Source organism: Cellulomonas uda, assembly GCF_006538705.1.
Classification (GTDB): domain Bacteria; phylum Actinomycetota; class Actinomycetes; order Actinomycetales; family Cellulomonadaceae; genus Cellulomonas; species Cellulomonas uda.
The window spans coordinates 1-22,849 of the sequence record NZ_BJLP01000023.1; the positions used below are offsets into that span (position 1 = coordinate 1).

General features: G+C 75.0%; 14 protein-coding genes and 1 pseudogene. All 15 read left to right on the forward strand.

All coding sequences use genetic code 11. The annotated features are described in order from the left end of the window. Positions 1–478: PhoH family protein (locus tag CUD01_RS08090; protein WP_141320140.1), on the forward strand; the 478-nt coding region annotated here is incomplete at its 5' end. Beyond that, the gene (gene ybeY / locus CUD01_RS08095) at positions 475–927 is read left to right on the forward strand and encodes an rRNA maturation RNase YbeY (protein ID WP_094180354.1); all 453 of its coding nucleotides are present in this window, start codon (positions 475–477) and stop codon (positions 925–927) included. The genes CUD01_RS08090 and ybeY, both read left to right, overlap by 4 nt. Further along, positions 924–2,213 (forward strand): hemolysin family protein, encoded by a 1,290-nt coding sequence (locus CUD01_RS08100; protein WP_141320142.1) that lies wholly within the window; start codon positions 924–926, stop codon positions 2,211–2,213. The genes ybeY and CUD01_RS08100 overlap by 4 nt, the downstream gene beginning before the upstream one ends. Next, positions 2,210–3,142, forward strand: a complete 933-nt coding sequence (gene era / locus CUD01_RS08105; RefSeq protein ID WP_141320144.1) for a GTPase Era — start codon at positions 2,210–2,212, stop codon at positions 3,140–3,142. The genes CUD01_RS08100 and era overlap by 4 nt, the downstream gene beginning before the upstream one ends. A gap of 107 nt (positions 3,143–3,249) precedes the next feature. Further along, positions 3,250–4,746 carry an alpha/beta hydrolase family protein gene (locus CUD01_RS08110; protein WP_244937712.1) on the forward strand — a complete coding sequence of 499 codons (1,497 nt, stop codon included), beginning with the start codon at positions 3,250–3,252 and terminating at the stop codon, positions 4,744–4,746. Positions 4,747–4,932: 186 nt separating this feature from the next. Beyond that, the gene (locus CUD01_RS08115; RefSeq protein ID WP_232514689.1) at positions 4,933–5,763 is read left to right on the forward strand and encodes a PP2C family protein-serine/threonine phosphatase; all 831 of its coding nucleotides are present in this window, start codon (positions 4,933–4,935) and stop codon (positions 5,761–5,763) included. Beyond that, on the forward strand, positions 5,760–7,430 hold the full coding sequence (locus tag CUD01_RS08120; protein ID WP_141320148.1) for an FHA domain-containing protein: 1,671 nt from the start codon (positions 5,760–5,762) through the stop codon (positions 7,428–7,430). Before CUD01_RS08115 ends, CUD01_RS08120 begins: the two co-directional genes overlap by 4 nt. 63 nt (positions 7,431–7,493) lie before the next feature. Further along, positions 7,494–9,050 (forward strand): serine/threonine-protein kinase, encoded by a 1,557-nt coding sequence (locus CUD01_RS08125; protein WP_141320150.1) that lies wholly within the window; start codon positions 7,494–7,496, stop codon positions 9,048–9,050. Next, on the forward strand, positions 9,047–13,699 hold the full coding sequence (locus CUD01_RS17440; protein ID WP_243860741.1) for an Ig-like domain-containing protein: 4,653 nt from the start codon (positions 9,047–9,049) through the stop codon (positions 13,697–13,699). Before CUD01_RS08125 ends, CUD01_RS17440 begins: the two co-directional genes overlap by 4 nt. Beyond that, positions 13,608–15,251 (forward strand): annotated as a pseudogene (locus tag CUD01_RS17035) (fibronectin type III domain-containing protein); the annotation flags it as partial. The gene CUD01_RS17440 and the pseudogene CUD01_RS17035, both read left to right, overlap by 92 nt. Positions 15,252–15,298: 47 nt before the next feature. Next, entirely contained in the window at positions 15,299–16,255 is a 957-nt protein-coding gene (locus CUD01_RS08135) for an AAA family ATPase (RefSeq protein WP_094180346.1), read from the forward strand. Continuing rightward, complete coding sequence (locus CUD01_RS08140) at positions 16,255–17,397, forward strand: DUF58 domain-containing protein (RefSeq protein WP_141320152.1); 1,143 nt, start codon at positions 16,255–16,257, stop codon at positions 17,395–17,397. Before CUD01_RS08135 ends, CUD01_RS08140 begins: the two co-directional genes overlap by 1 nt. Then, on the forward strand, positions 17,394–19,802 hold the full coding sequence (locus CUD01_RS08145) for a transglutaminase domain-containing protein (RefSeq protein ID WP_141320154.1): 2,409 nt from the start codon (positions 17,394–17,396) through the stop codon (positions 19,800–19,802). The genes CUD01_RS08140 and CUD01_RS08145 overlap by 4 nt, the downstream gene beginning before the upstream one ends. Beyond that, complete coding sequence (locus tag CUD01_RS17235; protein ID WP_141320156.1) at positions 19,799–21,157, forward strand: RDD family protein; 1,359 nt, start codon at positions 19,799–19,801, stop codon at positions 21,155–21,157. Before CUD01_RS08145 ends, CUD01_RS17235 begins: the two co-directional genes overlap by 4 nt. 99 nt (positions 21,158–21,256) lie before the next feature. Further along, positions 21,257–22,846, forward strand: coding sequence for an outer membrane protein assembly factor BamB family protein (locus tag CUD01_RS08155; protein WP_141320158.1), 1,590 nt, complete (start codon positions 21,257–21,259; stop codon positions 22,844–22,846). The last annotated feature ends 3 nt before the right edge of the window (positions 22,847–22,849 follow it).

Here is a 22,849-nt window from a genome sequence, read left to right on the forward strand (position 1 = left end):
GGTCGAGGCGGGGGAGCGCCTCGGGTTCCTGCCCGGCACGCTCGCCGAGAAGATCGACCCGTACCTGCGCCCGCTGTACGACGCGCTGCACGACATGGTCGACCCCGAGTCGATCCCGCGTCTGCTCGAGGCCGGGACCGTCGAGGTCGCGCCGCTCGCCTACATGCGCGGGCGCACCCTCAACGACTCGTTCATCATCCTGGACGAGGCGCAGAACACGTCCGTCGAGCAGATGAAGATGTTCCTCACCCGCCTCGGCTTCGGGAGCAAGGTCGTGGTGACGGGCGACGTCACGCAGGTCGACCTGCCGTCGGGCACGACGTCCGGCCTGCGGGTCGTCGAGCGCATCCTCGGCGACGTCGACGACGTGGCGTTCTGCCGGCTCTCGTCGTCCGACGTGGTCCGCCACCGGTTGGTGAGCGACATCATCGACGCGTACGCGCGCTGGGACGCAGACGGGAGCCACGACCGCCGATGAGCATCGAGGTCAACAACGAGACCGGGTTCGCGGTCGACGAGGCCGAGTTCGCGGCGCTCGCGCGGTACGTGCTCGACGAGATGCACGTGCACCCGCAGACGGACCTGTCGATCATGCTGGTCGACACGGACGTCATGACCGAGCTGCACGTCAAGTGGATGGACGAGCCCGGACCGACCGACGTGCTGTCCTTCCCGATGGACGAGCTGCGGCCCGGCCGCGAGGGCGACGTGACCCCTGCGGGTCTGCTCGGCGACGTGGTGCTGTGCCCCGAGGTCGCCGCGCAGCAGGCGGTCGCCGCGGGCCACTCCACGGTCGAGGAGCTGTTGCTGCTCACGACGCACGGGATCCTGCACCTGCTCGGGTTCGACCACGCGGAGCCCGAGGAGGAGAAGGAGATGTTCGGCCTGCAGCGCCGGCTCCTGCTGACCTTCCTGGCCGGCCGGTGAACGACGAGCCGGTCGCGCTCCTCGTCGTCGTCGCCGTCCTGGGCTGGGTGCTCGCGGCGGCGCTGTCGGCGGGGGAGGTCGCGGTGCAGCGCGTCACGCGCGCCGCGGTCACCGAGCTGGTCGCGCGTCGCCACCCCGCCGCCGACCGGATCCTCGGGCTCGTCGAGCACCCGCAGCGCGTGGCCTCCGCCGCGGCGTTCTTCCGCCTCGTCGTCGAGGTGCTCGCGACCGTGTGCCTCACGATCGTCGTCGCCGCCAGCGACCTGCCGTGGTGGGGCGTGCTGCTCGGCGGTCTCGCGCTCGGCGTCGTGTTCGCCTACCTGGTGGTGCGCGTCAGCCCCCGCACGATCGGCCGGCGCCACCCCGTGCGCGTGCTGACCACCCTGTCGCGGCTGCTGGCCGTCGTGTCCGCCGCCGCCGGCCCGCTCGCGCGGCGCACCACCTCGGCGCGCGGCGTCACGGACGACGACGAGGCCGAGCTGCGCGACATGGTGCAGCGCGTGAGCGAGTCCGAGGCGATCGAGGACGACGACCGCGAGCTGTTCCGCTCGGTGCTGTCGCTCGGCGACACGCTCACGCGCGAGGTCATGGTGCCGCGCACCGACATGGTCGTGACGCAGGTCGACACGCCCCTGCGCAAGGCGCTCGCGCTGCTGCTGCGCTCCGGGTTCTCGCGGGTGCCCGTCGTGGGGGAGTCGGTCGACGACCTGCGCGGCGTGCTCTACCTCAAGGACGTCGTGCGGCGGATCTCCGTCGCGGACGCCCAGGGCGACGACGAGGACCCGCTCGACGCGCCCGCCGAGGCGCTCGCGCGGCCCGCCGTGTTCGTGCCCGAGTCGAAGCCCGTCGACGACCTGCTGCGCGAGCTGCAGGAGGGCTCCTCGCACATCGCGATGGTCGTCGACGAGTACGGCGGCATCGCCGGGCTGGTGACCATCGAGGACGCGCTCGAGGAGATCGTCGGCGAGCTCACCGACGAGCACGACCCGAGCGCGCCCGTCGTGGAGGACCTCGGCGACGGTGTGTACCGCGTGCCCGCCCGTCTGGGCCGCGACGAGCTCGGCGAGCTGTTCGGGCTCGAGGTCGACGACGAGGACGTGGACTCCGCGGGCGGCCTGCTGACCAAGGCGCTCGGCAAGGTCCCGCTGCCGGGGTCGTCGGGCGAGATCCACGGGCTGCACCTGGTGGCCGAGAAGGTCGAGGGTCGCCGCCGGCGGCTCGCGACCGTGCTGGTGAGTCGCGTCGAACGGGACGACGACCCCGAGGACGAGGACGAGACACGATGAACGACACCCCCGCGGCACCCTTCCGGTCCGGGTTCGCCTGCTTCGTCGGGCGGCCCAACGCCGGCAAGTCGACGCTGACCAACGCGCTCGTCGGCCAGAAGGTCGCGATCACCTCCGGACGACCGCAGACGACCCGGCACACGATCCGGGGCATCGTGCACCGCGACGACGCGCAGCTCGTGCTCGTCGACACCCCCGGCCTGCACCGCCCGCGGACCCTGCTCGGCGAGCGGCTCAACGACCTGGTCAAGGACACGCTGACCGAGGTCGACGTCGTCGGGTTCTGCCTCCCGGCCGACCAGAAGGTCGGACCCGGGGACCGGTTCATCGCCGAGCAGCTCACGGACATGGCGCGCGACGGCCGGGGCACGCCCGTGGTCGCGGTCGTGACGAAGGCCGACCTGGTCTCGCGCCAGCGGCTCGCGGAGCACCTGCTCGCGGTGCAGTCGCTCGGGGACTGGGCCGACATCGTGCCCGTGTCCGCCGTCGGCGGGTACCAGGTCGACGTCCTGGCGGACGTGCTCGTCGGGCACCTGCCCGCCGGGCCGGCGCTGTACCCGGACGGTGAGCTCACCGACGAGCCCGAGGACGTCATGGTCGCCGAGCTCGTGCGCGAGGCCGCCCTCGAAGGCGTGCGCGACGAGCTGCCGCACTCGCTCGCGGTCGTCGTCGAGGAGATCGTCCCGCGCGAGACGCCCGCCGCCGACGGCACGCCCATGCTCGACGTGCGCGTCAACCTGTACGTCGAGCGCGACAGCCAGAAGGCGATCGTGATCGGCCGGGGCGGCGCGCGGCTGCGCGACGTCGGCAGCGAGGCGCGTCGCGGCATCGAGGCGCTGCTGGGCGCGCGGGTCTACCTCGACCTGCACGTGAAGGTCGCCAAGGACTGGCAGCGTGACCCCAAGCAGCTCGGCCGGCTCGGCTTCTGAGGGCTGCGCAGGAAGGGACGAGAGCCACGACCGCCACCAGGACCCCGCCGACGGGCACGGAGCACGTCCGGCACCGGGACGAGCACCTGCTCACCGGGCCGTACCGCGTGCTCGCGAGCACCGTGCTCGGCGTCGTCGTGCTCGCCGTGCTCGGCGCCGTCATGGGGCCGCAGTGGGACCCCGTGCCGCTCACCGACCCGCTCACGGTCGAGACCTCGTCGACCGCGATCGGCCAGGCCCCCGCGACCGAGCACCACGACGTGCGCCGCGAGGTCGTCTCGGTGCAGCTCGACGGCGCGACCGTCGAGGCCCAGCTCACCGTGCCGGTCGGGCTGAGCGGACCCGCCCGCGCGGTGGTCTTCGTGCACGGCGCCGGGACCGGGACGTACTCCGACGCGTTCCACGAGCAGGCGCGCGCGCTCGCCGAGGCCGGTGTGGTCACGCTCGTGCCGAACAAGCGGCTCGACACGTACACGTTGCGGCACCGCGACTACGTGGCGATGGCCGACGACTACGCGCGCTCCGTCGCCTACCTGCGCTCCCTGCCGGAGGTGGACCCCGAGCGGGTCGGCGTGTACGCGGAGAGCGAGGGCGCCTGGATCGCGCCCGTCATGGCCGCGCAGGACCCCGGCCTCGAGTTCGTCGTGCTCGTCTCCGCGCCGGTCGTCCCGCCGCGCCAGCAGGCCGCGTTCGCGGCCGATGCGTACCTGCGCGCGACCGGCGTGCCGCACGGCGTGTTCCGCGCCATCCCGCGCGCGGTCGGCATGGCGATCCCCGGCGGCGGCTTCGAGTACGTCGACTTCGACGCGACGTCCTACCAGCGCCGACTGACCCAGCCCGTGCTCATGGTCTACGGCACCGGGGACTCGTCGATGCCGATCGTCCAGGGCGCCGTCCAGGTGATCCGGGACGCCGCGATCGCGGGGAACAGCGACGTCACGGTGCGGTACTACGAGGGTGCGTCGCACGGGATCCGGGTCGACGACCAGATCGTGCCCGCGTTCCTGCACGACATGACCGGCTGGGTCGTCGGGCTGCCCGGCACGGCCGGCGCCAGCCCGAAGATCGCGGGCGACCAGCCCAACCAGACGTTCCTCGCGATGCCCGTGCCCGAGCCGCGCTGGCTGCACAACGGCGACGTCGTGGCGGTCACGATCATCGCGTCCTGCGCCGTCGTGCTGCTCGCGGGCCTCGTCGTGCCCGTCTCGCGCGGCGCCGAGCTCGCCGCGGTCCGCCGCGGCGGTCAGCGGTCCGGGCGCCGGTTCGCGCCCGGCGTGGCCCGGTGGACGGCGGCGCTCGGCGCCGGTGCGGTCGTGACCACCGTCGGGTTCGTCTGGTACATCCTCGTGATCGCCCGGCTCGCGCTCGACTACTCGAGCAACGGGCTCGTCGTCACGGGCCTGTGGCTCGCGATCCGCGTCGTCGGCGTGCTCGTCGTCGCCGTCGCGTGCCTGCTGTCCCGCTCGATCGTGCGCAACCGTGCGCAGCACGTGCCGATCGCGCCCGGTGCCGCGCGCACGGTCGCGCTCGTCGGGGTGGTCGGCGCGTCCGCCGTCCTGCTCGTCGTGCTCGCCTACTGGGGTGTGTACCAGCTGGGCATCTAGGATGCCCCGAGCGACCAGGGCGACACCGGACGATCGACCGCCTTTCGGGCGGTGATACTCCAGCGCCGCCCTGGTGAGGCACCATGTGGGGGCCGCCACCCGGCGGCCCGGCACCATTCGAGGCGGAGAGGGGCTCGCGTGCGAACGTCGTGGGGTTCTGCGACCGATCGCGGTCTCATCCGTGAGGTGAACGAGGACGCGCTGCTGGCCTACCCGCCGGTGTTCCTGGTCGCCGACGGCATGGGCGGTCACGACGCGGGGGACCTCGCGAGCCGCATCGCGGTCGAGGAGTTCGCGCAGCTCGCCGGCCAGAGCGCCGCGACCGCGGACGACATCCACTCGTGCTTCTCGCGCACGTCCGCGCGCATCCGGGGCGAGTTCACCGGCGGCCGTCAGGGCGGGACGACGGTCGCGGGCGTCGCGGTCACGGTGCACGACGACACGGCCTACTGGCTCGTGTTCAACGTGGGCGACTCGCGCGTGTACCGGTGGGCCGAGGACACGCTCGAGCAGGTCAGCGTCGACCACTCCGTGGTCCAGGAGCTGCTGGACCAGGGCCGGATCGAGCCCGCCGACGCCGACACGCACCCCGAGCGGCACGTGCTGACGCGCGCGCTCGGCACGGGCGACGAGCCCGAGCCCGACTACTGGCTGCTGCCCGCCGGGCTCCACGACCGGCTCCTGATCTGCACCGACGGCCTGACCCGTGAGCTCGGGGACGGCGAGATCGAGGCCGTCCTGTCGCAGGTGGCCGACGCGCAGGACGCGGCCAACGAGCTCGTCCGCCGCTCGCTCGACGCGGGCGCCCGCGACAACGTCAGCGCGGTCGTCGTGGACGTCGCCACGTCCGTCGGCGCGCTCGACGACGTGCACATCACCGTCCCCCGCGCGGGCTCGCAGCTCGGCCCGCACCTGTGGGACGAGATGCTGCACGGCGCGACGGTGCCCCGCGCCCGCCGCTCGTCCACGCAGGCGCCCGGCGCCGGCGACCCGTCGTCCGAGGAGGTCACGTCATGAGCGTCCCCGAGTACCTGCCCGGCCGGTGGACGGCCGTGTCGCGCCCCGGGTTCGTGGCGCTGCTCGGCCCGACCGCCGCGCCCGCCACCGCTCGCGCGGTGTGGGAGGCGTCGCCGGACGGTCTGCTCGCGGCGCTCGTCGTGCTGGCCCGCAACGGGTTCGCGGGGCTCCCCGCGTTCGCGCTCGTGCACCTCGACGGCGACCGCGCGCACCTCGCGCTGCGCGGCGACGTCACCGCCGAGGTCGGCACCGCCTCCGGTCCGCGCACGCTGCGGTCGGGGGACGTGGGCACGTGGAGCGAGCAGGTCGTCGAGGACGTCACCTGGGTGCGGCTGCTGGGTGACGACGCGTCCGACGAGGGGACGCCGCTGCCGCTCGCGGACGGGGTCGCGTCCGGGTCGGTGCTGAGCGTCGTGCTCGTCGAGGGCACCGACGAGGTCCCCGACGACGAGGCCTCGGACGACGAGGCGCGCGACGGGGCGACCGGCGCGGTCGCGGGGGCCGGCGACGAGCCGACCCCGGACCCGGCCGCCCAGCCTGGTTCCGAGCCGGCTGTCGAGCCCGTCGTCGAGCCCGCTGCGGAGCGCGTCGTCGAGCCCGCTCCCGAGCCCGCCGCCCATCCCGACGACGTCGTCATCGAGGCGCCGCCGGCGCCGCTCGCGCCCACCTCTCCGGTGCTGCCCCCGCCCGGAGCCCCGATCCTCGGCGCCCCGCTGGACGAGCCGGTCGAGGTGCCCGCGCAGCGCACCGAGCCCGACGCGCCGGCCGCCGCCGAGACCGCGGCGACCGGCACGGACGCCCTCGAGCAGGAGGTCGCCGACGAGAACGCCGACGAGAACGCCGCCGACGAGACCGCCGCCGACGAGGGTGACGACGAGGCTGCTCCCGACGAGGAGGCCGCGCACGAGGGCCCCCGCGGCGGGGCCGGTGCGGACGAGAGCGGGTCCGCCGCGGGCCGGGACGCGGCGCCGCGCGCCGACGCGCAGCCCGGCGACGCCCCGACCGACGCGACCCCGACCCAAGTCAGCCCGGTGGTGCCCGACGTCCCGGCGGTCCCGGACCTCCCGGTGCTCCCGGCGCCGCCCGCCCCCGAGCCGGTGCCCGCGCTCGTCGCGCTGGGCACCCCCGAGGCCGACGTCGAGTCGACCGTCGACGACGTCCGCACGCTCGTAGGGCCCGCGTCGCAGGACGACCACGACGGTCTGACGATCCTGTCGTCGGACCTCGCGCAGATCCGCGAGCAGCTGCCCGCGTGGGCGGCCCAGTGGCCGCAGGAGGGCGCGACGCCCGGCCCGTTCACGGTCCCCGAGCCGGTGGTCCAGCCCGACCCGCCGCGGCTCGTGCTGTCGACCGGCGTGGAGGTCACGCTCGACCGGACCGTGCTGCTCGGCCGCGCGCCGCAGGTCGCGCGCGTGACGAACCGCGAGCTCCCGCGCCTGGTCGCGGTGCCCAGCCCGCAGCAGGACATCTCGCGCACGCACGCCGAGGTCCGCGCCGAGGGCGAGCACGTGCTCGTCACGGACCTGCACTCGACCAACGGCGTGCACGTCACGCGGCAGGGCGAGGGCGCGCGCCGCCTGCACCCGGGCGAGGCGAGCGTCGTCGTGCCGGGCGAGGTCGTCGACCTCGGTGACGGCGTGACGTTCACGGTGGAGGCCGGGCGGTGACGGTCACGGCATGACTTCCCTCACCACGGCACGCGTCGACGCGCGCTGCGCGGGTGCGCGCCGATGACCGCGAGACGCGAGGCGTCGGCACCGCCCACGCTGCCCGGGTACGCGCACGTGCGGACCCTCGGGCTCGGCGGCTTCGCTGACGTGTTCCTGTACCGGCAGGACCTGCCGCGACGTGAGGTCGCGGTCAAGGTGCTGCTCGCGGGCAGCCTGGACGACGAGGTGCGCGCACGGTTCCAGACCGAGGCCAACCTCATGGCCCAGCTGTCGCACCATCCGTCGATCGTCACGGTCTACCAGGCCGCGATCGCGTCGGACGGACGGCCGTACCTGGTCATGGAGTACTGCTCGCGGCCGGGGCTCGCGGAGCGGTACCGCTCCGAGCGGATCGCGGTGCCGGAGGTGCTGCGCATCGGCGTGCGCCTGGCGTCGGCCGTCGAGACCGCGCACCGCGCGGGCATCCTGCACCGGGACATCAAGCCCGCGAACGTCCTCACCACGGACTTCGGCTGGCCCGCGCTGACGGACTTCGGCATCGCCGCGACCACGGGGCAGGGCGCCGGGGCGACGGTCGGGATGTCGATCCCGTGGTCGCCCCCCGAGCTGCTCGCGGAGCACCCGCACGGCGACGAGCGGTCCGACGTGTACTCGCTCGCGGCGACCCTCTACTCGCTGCTCGCGGGCCGCACGCCCTTCGAGATCCCGGGCGGGCAGAACGGGGCGCAGCAGCTCGTCGCGCGCATCGAGCGCGCGCCGCTGCCGCCCACGGGCCGCGACGACGTGCCCGCGGACCTGCAGGCGGTGCTCGAGCGCGCGATGGCGAAGGTGCCCGAGCTGCGGCACCCGTCGGCCGCCGCGCTGGGCCGCGCGCTGCAGCAGATCGAGGCGGACCTGCGCCTGCCCGTCACGCCGCTGGACCTGCTGGACGAGGGCGTCGTCGAGCCCGCGGCACCGCAGTCCGACAGCGGCGCCGCGGACGCGACGCGGCTGCGCTCGATCGTCGAGATCTCGTCGGCCCCGCCGGCCGCCGCCACCGACGACGCCCAGACGCGCGTGCGGGGCCCGGTCACGGTCCAGCACGACGCCCAGCACGACCTCCGGCACGACCCCCAGCCGGTGGGACCCGGCTTCCTCGCGCCGCCCCCCGCACCGCCGCAGCCGGTGCCCCTGGGGGAGGTCGAGCACGACGAGACGCCCGCGCGCGGCCGCACCGTCGCGGCGCTCGTCTCGGGTGCTGTCGTGCTCGCCGCGCTGGCCGTGGTCGCCGCCGCGGCCCTGGGCGGTGGGGACCCCGAGCCGCGCCCGGGGGACACGGACTTCGCCCCGACCGACGGGACGGCCGTCGAGGCGGTCGTCCCCGCGCCGCACTCGCTCGAGGGCGTGCGCGACGCGTCGGGGGCCGTGACGTTCTCCTGGGTGAACCCTGACCCGAAGCCGGACGACCACTACCTGTGGGGGGTGCTGAAGGTGACCGGACAGCCGGAGCTCGAGGTGGTCGACGAGCCCACCGTGACGATCCCCGCCGCGCGAGCCGGGGACGAGGTGTGCGTCGAGGTGTCGATCGTGCGCGCCGACCGACGCGCGTCCGCCAAGCCCGCGCAGGCCTGCGCATGAGGGGCCCGACGTCGCGTCGCAACGTCACGACCGCCGCGGCGGTCGTGACGGTCCCCGCCGTCGTCGCGGTGCTCGCGCTGCTGAACCCGGGCTTCCCGCTCGCGCGCGTCGAGCTGAACGACGGTGCGGTCTGGCTCACGGCCACGCAGGAGCAGAAGCTCGGCCGCTACAACGTGCAGGTCGACGAGCTGAACGCCGGGCTCGTCGCCGAGCAGGGCACGTTCGACGTGCTCCAGGACGGCGCCGACGTGGTGCTCGTGGAGCCCGGCCGGATCTCGGTCGTCGACCCCGCGTCGGTGTCGCTCACCACGCAGGTCGCCGCGGCGGGGGTGCAGCCGTCGTTGCGGCAGGACTCGGCGGTGTCGATGACGGCGGGCGTCCTGTCGCTCGTCGACGCCGAGGGCGGGCTGCACGTGCGCGCGCTGTCGGACCTCGACTCGATGCGGCCGGGGGAGGGGGAGCCCGACGCCGAGCTGGGTCGTGGCGCTCGCGCGGTCGTCGGGACGGACGGCGTCGCCTACGGGGTCGCCGCCGACGGCGCGGTCACCGAGGTCGGCGTCGCGGGCGGTGACGCGCGCGTCTCGCAGGACGGCTCGTTGGGCGAGGGTGAGCTGGACCAGCTCACCGCCGTCGGCGACGAGCCCGTGGGCCTGCGCGGCAGCACGGTGGTCACACGGCACGGCTCGGTCGAGCTGACCGGCACCAACCTCACGCTCCAGCAGCCCGGGCCGGCGTCGTCGCGCGTGCTCGTCGCGAGCGACACCGCGCTGGTCGAGGTGCCGCTGGACGGGGGGTCGCCGATCGAGCACCCGTCGAACGGCTCGGGCAAGCCCGCCGCGCCCGTGCAGGTCGGCAGCTGCGCGCACGGCGCATGGGCGTCCGCGCAGGGCTCCTACCAGCGGTTGTGCGACGGCGCGGCACCCGTGGAGCTCGCGCTCGAGGACATGTCCGCGCAGGACGCGCTCGTCTTCCGGGTGAACCGGTCGCAGGTGGTGCTCAACGACGCGGTGCGCGGCCGGGTCTGGGAGCCGCAGGAGGACACCGAGCTGCGGACCCTCAACTGGGAGGACATCAAGCAGAAGAAGGACCCGGAGTCCACCGACGACAAGAACGAGTCGGAGGTCAGCTCGAGCGAGCTGCAGGCCGAGTGCTCCGCCGAGACCGCGCCGCCCGTCGCGAAGAACGACACGTTCGGCGTGCGCCCGGGCCGGACGACGGTGCTGCCGGTGCTCGCGAACGACTCCTCGTCCGACTGCGGCATCCTCGTCGTCAGCGAGTTCGAGTCCCAGAAGGTGCCGACCGAGTTCGGCAGCGTCCGGTCGATCTACGGCGGGCGGGCGTTGCAGGTCGAGGTCGACGGCGACGCCGGCGGCACCGTCGAGTTCTCCTACACGATCGAGGACGGCCGGGGGACGTCCGCGCCGTCGACCGCGACCGTCACGCTCGAGGTCCACGGTGACGGCGACAACGCCGCGCCCGTCGAGGACCGTCGCGGTGCGATGGAGGTCGAGCAGGGCGGACAGGCGCGCTACGACGCGCTCGCGAACTTCCACGACCCCGACGGCGACGACATGGTGCTCGTCGGCGCCACGACGGACGCGTCCATCGGGACGGTGCGCTTCCGCCAGGACGGGACCATCACGTTCCGCGCGGACGGCGGCAAGCTCGGCCGGGCGACCGTCACGGTCCTGGTCTCCGACGGCTCGTCTCTCGAGCCCACGCCGGGCACGATCGAGGTCGACGTGCGCTCCGCGGGCTCCCTCGCCCCGCAGATCGACCCCGTGCACGCGGTCACCTACGTGGACCAGCCGGTGCTGCTCGAGCCGCTCGACGCGGTGCGCTCGACGGGCGCCGAGCCCGCGCGGCTCGCATCGGTCGAGGAGGTCACCGGCGCCACCATCACCACGGACCTGCAGGCCGGCACGTTCACGTTCGCCGCGCCGCGCACCGGCTCGTACTACGTGAAGTTCGTGATCGCCGCCCCGCCGCAGCAGGCGACCGGGCTCGCGCGCATCGACGTGCGGGAGTGGCCCAAGGAGGCCGAGCCGCCGGTCGCGGTGCGTGACCGGGCGTTCCTGCCCGCGGGCGGCGAGGTCACGATCGACCCGCTCGCCAACGACTCGGACCCCGCCGGCGGGCTGCTCGTGCTGCAGTCGGTCGACACCGCCGACGCGGACGGTCTCAGCGTCGCGATCCTCGACCACCACCTCGTCCAGATCCGTTCCGAGCGCACGCTGGACCGCGTGGTCGTCCTGCCGTACACGATCTCGAACGGCAGCAAGACCGCCACCGGCCAGATCGTCGTGCAGCCCGTGCCGCCGACGTCGTCGACCCAGCCGCCCGTCGTCGAGCCGATCGAGGCGACGGTCCGCACGGGCGGCGTGGTCACCATCCCCGTGCTCGAGAACGCCTACGACCCCGACGGTGACGCGCTCACGCTGCGCCGCGCGCTGGTCGAGGAGCTCGGGGAGGGCGAGGGGCTGATGTTCGTCTCGGGCGACGTCCTGCGCTACCAGGCGCCGTCCAAGCCGGTCACCGCGCGTGCGGTGTTCGAGGTCGAGGACTCGACCGGCGCCGTGACGGCGGCGGCCGTGACGGTGCGCGTGCACGAGTCCGACCCGTCGTCGAAGGCGCCGCCGCAGCCCCGCGACCTCGAGGCGCGCGTGTTCGCGGGCGAGGTCGTGCGCATCGACGTGCCGCTCATCGGCATCGACCCCGACGGCGACGGCGTCGCGCTGCTCGGGCTCGCGAGCGGGACGACGAAGGGGCGCGTGCGCGCCGTCGGCCCGGACTGGATCGAGTACGAGGCGTACGCCGACTCGACCGGCACCGAGGAGTTCCAGTACGCCGTCGAGGACTGGGTCGGCCAGCGCGCGGTGGGGACCATCCGCGTCGGCATCAGCCCACGTCCGAGCGACGCGGCCGCCGTGGTCGCGCGCGACGACGAGGTGACGATCCGGCCCGGTGAGCGCATCGAGGTCCGCGTGCTCGCCAACGACGTCGACAACTCCGGTGACGAGCTGACGCTCGCGGGTATCGAGGCCGACGAGGGCGTCGACGCCGTGATCAACGGCCGCCGCGTCGTGGTGACGGCGCCCGACGAGGAGACCGTGCTGCAGATCCTGTACACGGTGACGAACTCGCGCGGCGGGCAGGACTCCGCGGTGCTGACCGTCCGGGTGACCGCGGACGCCGCCGTGCTGCCGCCGGTCGCGGAGGACGTCGTCGTGCCCGCGACCGAGACGTTCGGGCTCACCGAGGTCGTCGTCGACGTGCTCGCGACCGCCCAGAACCCCAGCGGACCGGAGAGCGACCTCGACGTCCGGATCCCGGCGTCCGTCGCGTCGGTCGCGAAGGTCACGGGCGACCGCAAGGTGCTGGTCACGCTGTCCGACCAGACGCAGACCCTGCCGTTCGAGCTCGTCAACGTGCGCGACCCCGAGCGGGCCAACGCCTTCGCGTTCATCACGGTCCCGCCGCTCGGCTTCATCCGCCCGTCGCTGCGCCCGGGCGCCCCGGCGCTGCGCGTCGCGTCCGGCGAGACGCTCACGATCGAGCTCGAGGAGCAGATCAAGGTCGCGCAGGGCCGTCAGCCGTCGGTCGGCGACCCGCTCGAGGTCTCCGCGACGCGAGGCACCGTCAAGATCGCGAAGGACGGCCGGTCGGTCACGTTCACGCCGGCCGACGAGTACTCCGGACCGGCGTCGGTCACGATGCCCGTCACCGACGCGACGTCCGCGAACGACACGTCGGCGCGGACCGCCTACCTCACGCTGCCCATCGAGGTCTTCGCGGTCGACAACCACCCGCCGTCGTTCCTGTCGTCCGCCGTCGAGGTGGCGCCGGGCGACCCGGCGAAGACCGTCGACCTGCGCGCGTTCACGCAGACCCCGGAGGGCACCGAGCCCGCGGAGGGTCGGTACACGTACGCGATCTCCGGTGCCGTGCCCGCCGGCTTCAAGGCGACGGTCGACGGCTCGATGCTGGCCGTGAGCGCGGACTTCGCGACCGACAAGGGCACGCGCGGCGTGCTCCAGCTCACGATCGGGTACGGGCGCGCGGGCAAGCTCGACGCCCAGATCGACCTGCGCGCGATCGCGAGCACCCGGCCCAAGGCGAAGGTGCTCGACTGGACGGTCGAGAAGGCCGAGGAGGGCAAGGCCGAGACGCTCGACGTGCTCGAGGGCGCGTTCAACCCCTTCGCGCCCGAGCCCCTGCGCGTGGTCGGGGCGACCGTCGAGTCCGGTCAGGGCACGGCCGCCGCGACGGCGTCGCGGGTCACGGTCACCCCGGCGGAGGGCTTCATCGGCACGCTCGTGGTGCGCTACCGCGTGCGTGACGTGATCGACGAGGCCGACCGTGAGGTCGACGGCCGCGTGACGCTCAAGGTCCGCGGGGTGCCGGACCGGCCCACAGCGCCCAAGGTCGTCGAGTCCCGCGACCAGACGGTCGTCCTGTCGTGGACGGCGCCCGACAGCCGCGGCGCGGCGATCACGGGGGTACCGCCTGACGACGAAGGGCGGGCTGTCGACGACGTGCAAGTCGACGACGTGCACGTTCGACGGGCTGACCAACGCCCAAACGTACACGTTCACCGTGGCGGCCCAGAACGAGGTCGGCTGGTCGCAGGAGAGCGCACCGTCCGGTGAGGCCGTGCCCGACGCCGTGCCCGACGCGCCCACGCGCGTCGACGTGGAGGCGTTCGGCGACGGGTGGCTGCGGTGGAGCTGGCCGGCAGCGGCCTCGCGGGGCTCGTCGATCACGAAGTACGACGTGCAGATCTCGCCCACGCCGCCGAGCGGTGGGGCGACGCGCACGTCGACGACCACCGGGATCAAGATCGGCGGGCTGGAGAACGGCACCGCGTACTCGGTCCGGGTCCGGGCGTACAACGACCTCGAGACGCCGAGCCCGTGGTCGGTGTCGTCCGCGACGGAGGTGCCGGCCGGTGTGCCGGACGCGCCGTCCGACGTCACCGCGAACCGGGTCGACACCGAGATGGGCGGGCAGATCACGGTCCGGTGGTCGGTGCCGCCGAACAACGGCGACGCGATCTCGGGGTACCGGCTCACGATCTCCGGCGGACCGAACTCGGGCGAGGTGTCCGTCCCGGCCGGCTCCGACCCGTCGTACGCGTTCAAGGGCGCCAAGAACGGCGTCGAGTACCGCTTCTCGGTCACCGCGGTCAACAAGGCCGGCGAGGGGCCCGCGGGCACCGCGACCGCGCTGACCTACGGCCTGCCGGGCGCGCCCCAGATGTTCACGCCGTCGGCGCCCGCGTTCGAGGGGCGGGTCGACCTCGCCTGGCGGGCGGTGGACGACAACGGTGCGGCCGTGACCTACGAGGTGCGGCAGGACTCCGGCGACCCGCACCCGGTGGGCCCGGGGACGAGCTGGCAGTTCACGGGGCTGGCCGGCGGGGTCTCGCACTCCTACCAGGTGCGCGCCGTGAACGCGGCCGGCCGCAGCGCGTGGAGCGACCCGGTGTCGGCGACGCCGACCACGCCCGCGTCCGCACCCACGGGCGGCGAGGCGACCATCACGGGCCGGGCGGACTACGGCAAGCCGACGCAGCTCACGGTCTCGTGGTCGCCGCCGAGCGACGCGGGCTCGAGCGCGACGGTCCGCTACCGCTGGGCGGTGTGGACCGCCCAGAACTCGGCCGAGTCGTCGAGCTCCTCGGAGGCGCGCAGCACGGCGATCGACATCTCCGGCTGGGACTGGCCCCCGGGCCGGACCCGCACCGTGACGCTGCGCGTGACGGCCGTGACCGAGATCGACGGTCGCACGCGTGAGGGTGGCGTCCTGACGAGGCAGTGGGAGTTCGACGGGTGGGGCTCGCGTCCGTCCGAGGTCACGTCGATCACGGTGACCCCCAGCCCGAGCACGACCGACCCCTCGTCGTTCACGGTCGCCTGGACGGCGCCCTCGGACGGCGGTGTCGCGATCGAGCGGTACGACATCGGGTACCGCATCCAGGAGGGCGGCAGCTTCTCGGGGTGGCGGTCGGTCGGCACGAGCACCGAGGCGACCATCTCGGGGTCCGACGTGATGTCCGGCCGGAAGCCCGGCTCGTACACGCTGATCGTCACGGTGCGGGCGGTCAACGCGCTCGGCGAGGGCCCCGCGGGCCAGAGCACGGCGACGTTCACGATCTCCGACCCCGACGCACCGGACCCCGAACCCACCGGTGGCGGCTGACCGCCGCCGCCCCACGACCGTCGTCGCACACTGAGGAGACCCCGTACATGACCCCCGAGCAGAGCACCTGGTTCGCGGAGACGTTCTCCGCGCTCGCGGAGAACGTCAGCCGCGTGCTGCTGGGCAAGGACCGCACGGTGCGGCTCGCGCTGACCGCGATGGTGGCGGAGGGCCACCTGCTGCTCGAGGACGCGCCGGGCACGGGCAAGACGTCGCTCGCGAAGGCGCTGGCGGCGACGGTGCAGGGCACGCACCACCGCATCCAGTTCACGCCGGACCTGCTGCCGTCCGACGTGACGGGCGTGACGATCTACGACCAGGGGACCGCGCGTTTCGAGTTCCACCCGGGGCCGGTCTTCGCGACGATCGTGCTGGCGGACGAGATCAACCGCGCCTCGCCCAAGACGCAGGCGGCGCTCCTCGAGGTCATGGAGGAGGGCAACGTCACGGTCGACGGCGTGTCCCACCCGGTGGGCCGGCCGTTCATGGTGATCGCGACGCAGAACCCGATCGAGCAGGCGGGCACCTACCGGCTGCCGGAGGCGCAGCTGGACCGGTTCCTCATCAAGACGAGCCTGGGCTACCCGGACCGTGCCTCCACGGTCGAGATCCTCGCGGGGGCCAAGGACCGGACGGTGGGCCTGGGTGCGCGCATCACGACGGAGGCCGTCGGCACGATGGCCGACCTCGCCCGGACGGTGCACATCGACCCCGTCGTGCTGGACTACGTCGCGCGCATCACCGAGGCGACGCGTGACGACAGCCAGACGGCGCTCGGCGCGAGCGTGCGCGGTGGGCTCGCGCTGGTGCGGACCGCCAAGGTCTGGGCCGCCGCGCAGGGCCGCGAGTACGTGCTGCCCGACGACGTGAAGGACCTCGCGCAGCCGGTGCTCGCGCACCGCCTGGTGCTCGACGCGGAGGCGGAGTTCGCGGGCGTCACCGCGATCGACGTGCTCGCGCGACTGCTCGACCAGGTCGCGCCCCCGGTGCTGCGGGCGGCCTGATGCGGATCTCGGGCGTCGGCTGGGGGTGCGTGCTCGTCGCGCTCCTCGGCCTCGTGCTGGGCCGGGTGCTCGGCTGGGTCGAGCTCGCGGCTCTCGGCGCGGGTCTCGGCGGCGTCCTCGTGGCGTGCCTGCTCATGACGGTCGGCCGCGCGCGCTACGCGGTGACGCTCGACATGGCGGACAACCGCGTGAAGATCGGCGAGCGCGCGGTCGGTCGCATCGAGATCCGCAACGCCGCGCGGCGCCGGTCGCTGCCGTCGCGGCTGGAGCTGCCGGTCGGGGCGGGTCTCGCGGAGCTCGCCATCCCTTCGCTCGCGCCGGACGCGACGCACGACGAGCTGTTCGCGATCCCGACGGCGCGGCGCGCGGTCGTCGTCGTCGGTCCGGTCCGCTCGGTGCGCGGCGACCCCCTGGGCATCGCGCGACGCAGCGTGCTGTGGACGCGGCCCGTCGACCTGTACGTGCACCCCGCGCTGGTCGCGCTGGGCGGTGCGAGCGCCGGCCTGCTGCGTGACCTGGAGGGGCAGTCGACGCGCGACCTGTCGGACTCGGACATGTCGTTCCACGCGCTGCGGGACTACGTCGCGGGCGACGACCGCCGCTACATCCACTGGAGGACGACCGCGCGGCGCGGCAAGCTCATGGTCAAGCAGTTCGAGGACACGCGACGCACGCAGACGGTCCTGGCGCTCGCGACGAGCCCGGGCGACTACGCGGACGACGACGAGTTCGAGATCGCGGTGTCCACGATCGCGTCGATCGGCGTGCAGACGCTGCGCGACGAGCGTGACCTCGCGGTGCTCGCGGGTCCGGGGTCGTTGCGCGTGAACACGCCGCCGCTGCTGCTCGACGACTGCTCCGGCCTCGAGCAGGACCCGACGGGCGCGGACGTGACGCTGCTGGGCCGTCGCGTGGTGCGCGAGACGCCGCAGTGCTCGGTCGCGGTGCTGGTGACCGGTTCGGTGCCCACGGACGGCGACCTGCGCCTCGGCACGCGTCACCTGCCGGCGGGCACGCGCACGCTCGTCGTGCGGTGCGAGCTGGGCGCGGAGGTCTCGGTCCGGACGCAGGGTCAGCTCACGCTCGGGACCCTGGGCTCGCTCGACGACCTGCCCCGGCTCCTGCGGCGGGTGGTCTCGTGACGACGACGCTCGAGCGGCCGCGCACCTCGCCCGCGGCGGCCCCCGCGCAGCGGTCCCGCGCCGCCGCGCGGCGCCGTCCGCGCCCGCTCGCGCACGGCGTCGTCGACGCCGTGGTCCTCGTCGGGGTGCTCGCACTGGTGCTCTGGCCGCTGGTCGAGGTGTTCGGTGGCGGTACGGCGGTGCCCGCCGTGGCCGGCGGCCTCCTGCTCGGGACGCTGCTCGCGCTCGCGGGCGCGTGGGCGCGCTGGTCGGGGCTGTCGGTGGTGGCGGTGGCGCTCGCGACGTACGCCCTGGTGGGCGGCGCGCTGGCAGTCCCGACGACGACCGTCGCCGGCGTGGTCCCGACGCCGCAGACCGTGCTGGCGCTCGCGCGCGGCGCGGTGACGTCCTGGTCGCAGGTCGTGACGTTGCAGCCGCCGCTCGGCTCGGGCGGCACGCTGCTCGTCGCGCCGCTGCTGCTCGCGTACGTGGGTGCGCTCGTCGCGGTCGCGACGGCGGTGCGCGTGCGCGGCCTGTGGTCCGCGGCCGCGGCGCTCGTGCCGGTCGCCGTGCTGGTCGTCGTGATCCTGCTCGGCACCCGGTTCCCGAGCGTGCCGCCGCTCCTCACGGGCCTCGTGCTCGCGGTGGTGCTCCCGGCGTGGGCGGCGTGGCGCACGGGTGCGCTGCGACCGCGGCGCGTCGTCGCGCTCGGTGCGCTCGCCGCGGTGGGCGTGGGCTCGGGCGTGCTGGCGTCGCCCGCGGTCGTCGACGACGAGCCGCGCTACGTGCTGCGCGACGAGATCGTCCCGCCGTTCGACCCGCGGGACTACGCGAGCCCGCTGTCGGGCTTCCGGCGGTACCTCAAGGACCTCGAGGACTCGACGCTGCTGACCGTCGAGGGCCTCGAGGCGGGCGACCGTGTGCGGCTCGCGACGATGGACCGGTACGACGGTGTCGTGTGGAACGTCGCGGGAGACGGGTCCGCGCAGAGCTCGGGCGAGTTCCGGCGGGTGGGCGACGTGCTCCCGACGAGCGTGCGCGGCGAGCGCCGGACCGTGCGCATCACGGTCGACGAGCTCGCGGGCGTGTGGCTGCCGACGGTCGGGCAGGCGACGTCGTTCCACCTCGACCGCGGCCAGTCGTCGCAGCTGCGCTACAACGACGCGACGGGCGCGGCGGTCCTCACCGGCGGCCTGCGCCGGGGCACGACGTACGAGATCGACGCGGTGGTGCCGCCGGTCCCCGGCGAGGACGACCTCACGTCGTCGGCCGCCGCCGACGTCGCGCAGCCCGCGCTCGAGGGCGTGCCCGACGTCGTGGGCGTGACGGCGGCGGACGTGGCGCGCGAGGCGGGCCGCGCCGTCGAGATCGCCGACGCGCTCGCCGACTGGCTCATCGACGAGGGCTACTACAGCGACGGGCTCGAGGGGCAGGTCGACTCCCTGTCCGGGCACGGCGCGGACCGGATCGCGACGCTGCTGGGCGCCGACCAGATGATCGGCGACGGCGAGCAGTACGCGGCCGCGATGGCGCTCATGGCGCGCTCGATGGGCCTGCCGGCCCGGGTGGTGCTGGGCTTCGTGCCGTCCCGCGAGGACGTCGCGGAGGGCGAGCCGGTCACCGTGCGGGGCGCCGACGTCCAGGCGTGGGTGGAGATCGCGTTCACGGGCCACGGCTGGGTGCCGTTCGACGCGACGCCGCCCAAGGAGAAGACGCCCGACACGGACCCGACCGAGACCGAGGACGACCCGAACCCGCAGGTCGTCCAGCCGCCCCCGCCGCCGCCCGGCGCGGTGACGCCGCCTGACGACGACACGGAGCAGCCCGCACCCGAGCAGCCCGAGGATGACGACGACGCGTCGGCGCTGTGGCGCACGATCGCGGTCGTCGCCGTCGCGGTCGGCATCCCGGCGCTGCTGCTCGCCGCGCCCTTCCTCGTGGTCGGCGCGATCAAGGCGGCTCGTCGTCGCCGGCGGCGCCGACGTGGCGACACGGTGACGCGCGTGGCGGGCGGCTGGGACGAGGTGCTCGACCACGCCGTCGACCTGCGCCGCACCCCACCGGCCACCGGGACGCGGCTCGAGGCGGCCCGTGCGGTCGCCGCCGCGTTCACGCCCCCCGCCGACGCCGCAGCGCGGCGGCACGCGGTCGCGCGTGAGCTCGGCGGGCGGGTCGCGACGCTCGCGCAGGGCGCCGACCGGGCGGTGTTCGGGCCGGGTGAGCCCGACGACGCGCTCGTCGGCCGCTACTGGTCGCAGGTCGACGAGGCGCTCGCGACGATGCGGGCGACGGTCGGGTGGCGCGGCCGGCTCCGGGCGCGGCTGTCGCTGCGCTCCGTGCGGGCGCGACGCCGTGCCCGCCGCGCACAGGACGGTGCCCCGGTCGCTCGGGGCGCCGCTCGCAGGTCCAGGAAGGAGTCCCGGTGATCCGACACTCGACGGCAGCCCCCGCTGCCGGTCTGGGCCGGCGCGCTGCCGCGGTGGTCGTCGACGCGTCGCTGACCCTCCTGGTGGGCGGCTGGGTGTGGGTGGTGGCGGGCGCGCGGTCCGTGGCGGCGGCGGCCGACGGTCGCACGTCCGCGCTCGGCGACACGGGGCTGCCCCCGTGGGTCACGCCCGCGTGCGCGGCCGCGGTGCTGGTGCTGACGGTCGCGCAGTGGGTGCTGCACGGGAGGTTCGGCTGGACGGTCGGGCGTCGCCTGGTAGGCGTGCGGACCGTCGACGAGCGCAGCCGCCGGCCGATCGGGATGTGGCGCGTGCTGCTGCGTGGCCTCGTGGTCGCGGCGGGCTCGCTCGTGGTGGGCGTCGGCCAGCTCGTCGTGCTGCTGTCGCCGCTGTTCGACTCCTCGGGCCGGCGCCAGGGGTGGCACGACCGTGCGGCGCACGCGATGGTGCTCGACGTGCGGGGCGGTCTCGGTGCGGCGGCCGCACCTCCGCCGCCCCCGCGACCCGACCTGCTGCGTGCCGGGACGACGACGTCGTTCCGCGCCCCGGCCGACGAGGTGGGGGTGGTGGGGCCGGTCCCCCCCGTGCCCGCCGTGCCCCCGGTGCCCCCGCCGCCCGGTCCCGGCGTCCCGCACGCCACGGGTGCCGTCCCTCGGCCGCTGGTCCTCGCGCCGCTCGCCCCGCACCGTGCGGGCCCCGACCTCGACACGCGCGCGCTGCCGCTCGTCCCGCCCCCGCCGGCGCCCGCGGCCGCCGAGGCGCCCGCCACGCCCTCGTGGGCTCGGCCGGCGCCCGCACCGGTCGGTGAGCAGCCCGCCGGTGAGCAGCCCGCCGGTGAGCACCCCGCCGATGAGCACCCCGCCGGTGAGCACCCCGCCGGTGCGGTGGCGGTCGAGGCGCCGGCCGGCGTGAGCGTGCCGCAGCCGTCGGACGACGACGAGCACGTGGAGTCGACGCGTCGCCGGACCCTCCCGCCGCCGCCTCCGCCCGCGCACGAGCGCGGGACGGTGACGGTCGCGGTGGTGGAGATCAGCGACGGCCAGCGGGTCGAGGTGCGGCGCACCGCGCTCGTCGGGCGCAACCCGGCCGCCGCCGCGGACGGTGTGCAGCTCGTGCGGGTGGTCGACCCCGGCCGGTCGGTGTCCAAGACGCACCTGCAGATCGCGGTCGAGGAGTCGGGCGTGTGGGTCGCGGACCGCGGCTCGACCAACGGCACGGTCGTGACGCTCCCCGACGGCGCGCAGGTCATCTGCCCGGTGGACCAGCCCGTGCGGCTGCGCCTCGGGTCGGTCGTGATGTTCGGGGACTGCGCGATGCGGCTGGTCGCGACGTCCTGACGGGTCGCCCGCGGGTCGTCGTGCTCCCGGCAGGTGACGCGGGGGACCGGAATCGCCGTTCGGCGCCCGTGCGGCGCCCGGCCCCCCTACGCTGGCGGTATGTCCAGCGGTCGTCGGGCTGCACAGCTGCAGCTTGTCGAGGTCGACGAGGAGACCGCCCCCACGGTCGCCCGTGGCAGCTCAGCGCCCGCCGACGGCTCCACCGCCGGCCCCGCGGGTCGCCCCCGGGCGGGTCGGGCTGACGGTACCGACGCCCCCGGGCCGGTCTCGACTGCCGGCACAGCGGCCGGCACAGCGGCCGGCACTGCAGACGGCACGCCAGATGGCACGGCGGACACGGTCCCCGACGACGGCGGTCCGGGCGGCCGGCGCGGGCTCCTGCGCCGGCATGCGGTGCTCTGGTCGGTCGTCGCGCTCGTCGTCGTGGCGCTCGTGGCGGTGCTCGTCGCCGTCGACGCGGCGCGCCGGGACCGCGCCTACCAGCAGGCCGTGACGGTCCCCGGCCTGCTGACGCCCGTCGACGGCCCGGTGCACGTGCGCTGGCGCGCACCCGCCAAGCCCGGCCCCGGCACGGTGCTCGTCGCCGACGACACGGTCGTCGTCGTCACGCAGGACTCGCAGGGCCGTCACCTCACCGGCTACGAGGCGGGTTCCGGCGCGCAGCGCTGGACCGCGCGCGTCACCCCCGCGCAGGCGGGTGCGCAGGACGTCCCGGTGCAGTGCCCGAGCTGGCGCGAGGGGCGCGTCGACTCGCTCGTCGTGTGCGTCACGGGGCTGATCGAGCCCGTCTACGTGGACGGCGAGGAGGTGACCGCCGGGCTGCGGATCCTCGCGTTCGACGCCGTGACGGGCCAGGAGCTCGGCGCGTGGACGCGCCTCGGCACGCTCACCGGGTTCGGGCGGGTCGGTGATGACGTGGTCGTCGCGGTCACGGAGCCGGACGGGCAGACCGCGGTCGAGCGGCGGGACGGTCGCACGGGCGACGTGCGGTGGTCGTACCGGTCGCACGAGCGCCTCGCGAGCGCGCTCGCGATCGAGCGCACGACGATGGAGCTCACCGACCGGGTCGCGGTGGTGCGCGGCGCGCAGATCGCGGTGCTGCGGCTCGCGGACGGGTCCGTCCTGCACGACGAGGGGCGCGGGCGCGCGCTGGCGCTCCTGCCGTACCGGGACGGCTACGCCGCGTGGACGCCGGCCGGCAGCGGTCGGCTCTACGACGGCGCCGGCGACGAGGGTCCGGCGATCCCCGCCGTGCCCTCGCGCCTCGACATCGACGACGACTCGGCGCCCGACGTCGTGGTGGTGTCCACGGGGCTCGCGATCCGCGCGCTCGAGGCCGCGACGGGTGAGGAGCTGTGGTCGCTGGGCCTGCGCGCCACGCCGCGTGCCGTGGTCGGCACGACGCTGCTCGCGTCCGACGGCGGTCGGTACGCGGCGTACGACGTGCGCACGGGGGCCCCGCTGTGGTCCGACGCCTCGGACGCACCGGACTGGCCGCCATTGACCGACGGCTCGCTCGTGCTGACCGCGGCGCAGGACGACGGGGTCACGACGCTGACGGCGCGCGGTCTGCGCGACGGGGCGCAGCGCTGGCAGGTGGACCTGCCGCGCCAGGTGACGCAGCTCGCCGCGGTGGGCGGGCTGCTCGTCGGGCGGACGGCCGACGGCATCGTCGTGCTGGGGGCGTGAGCC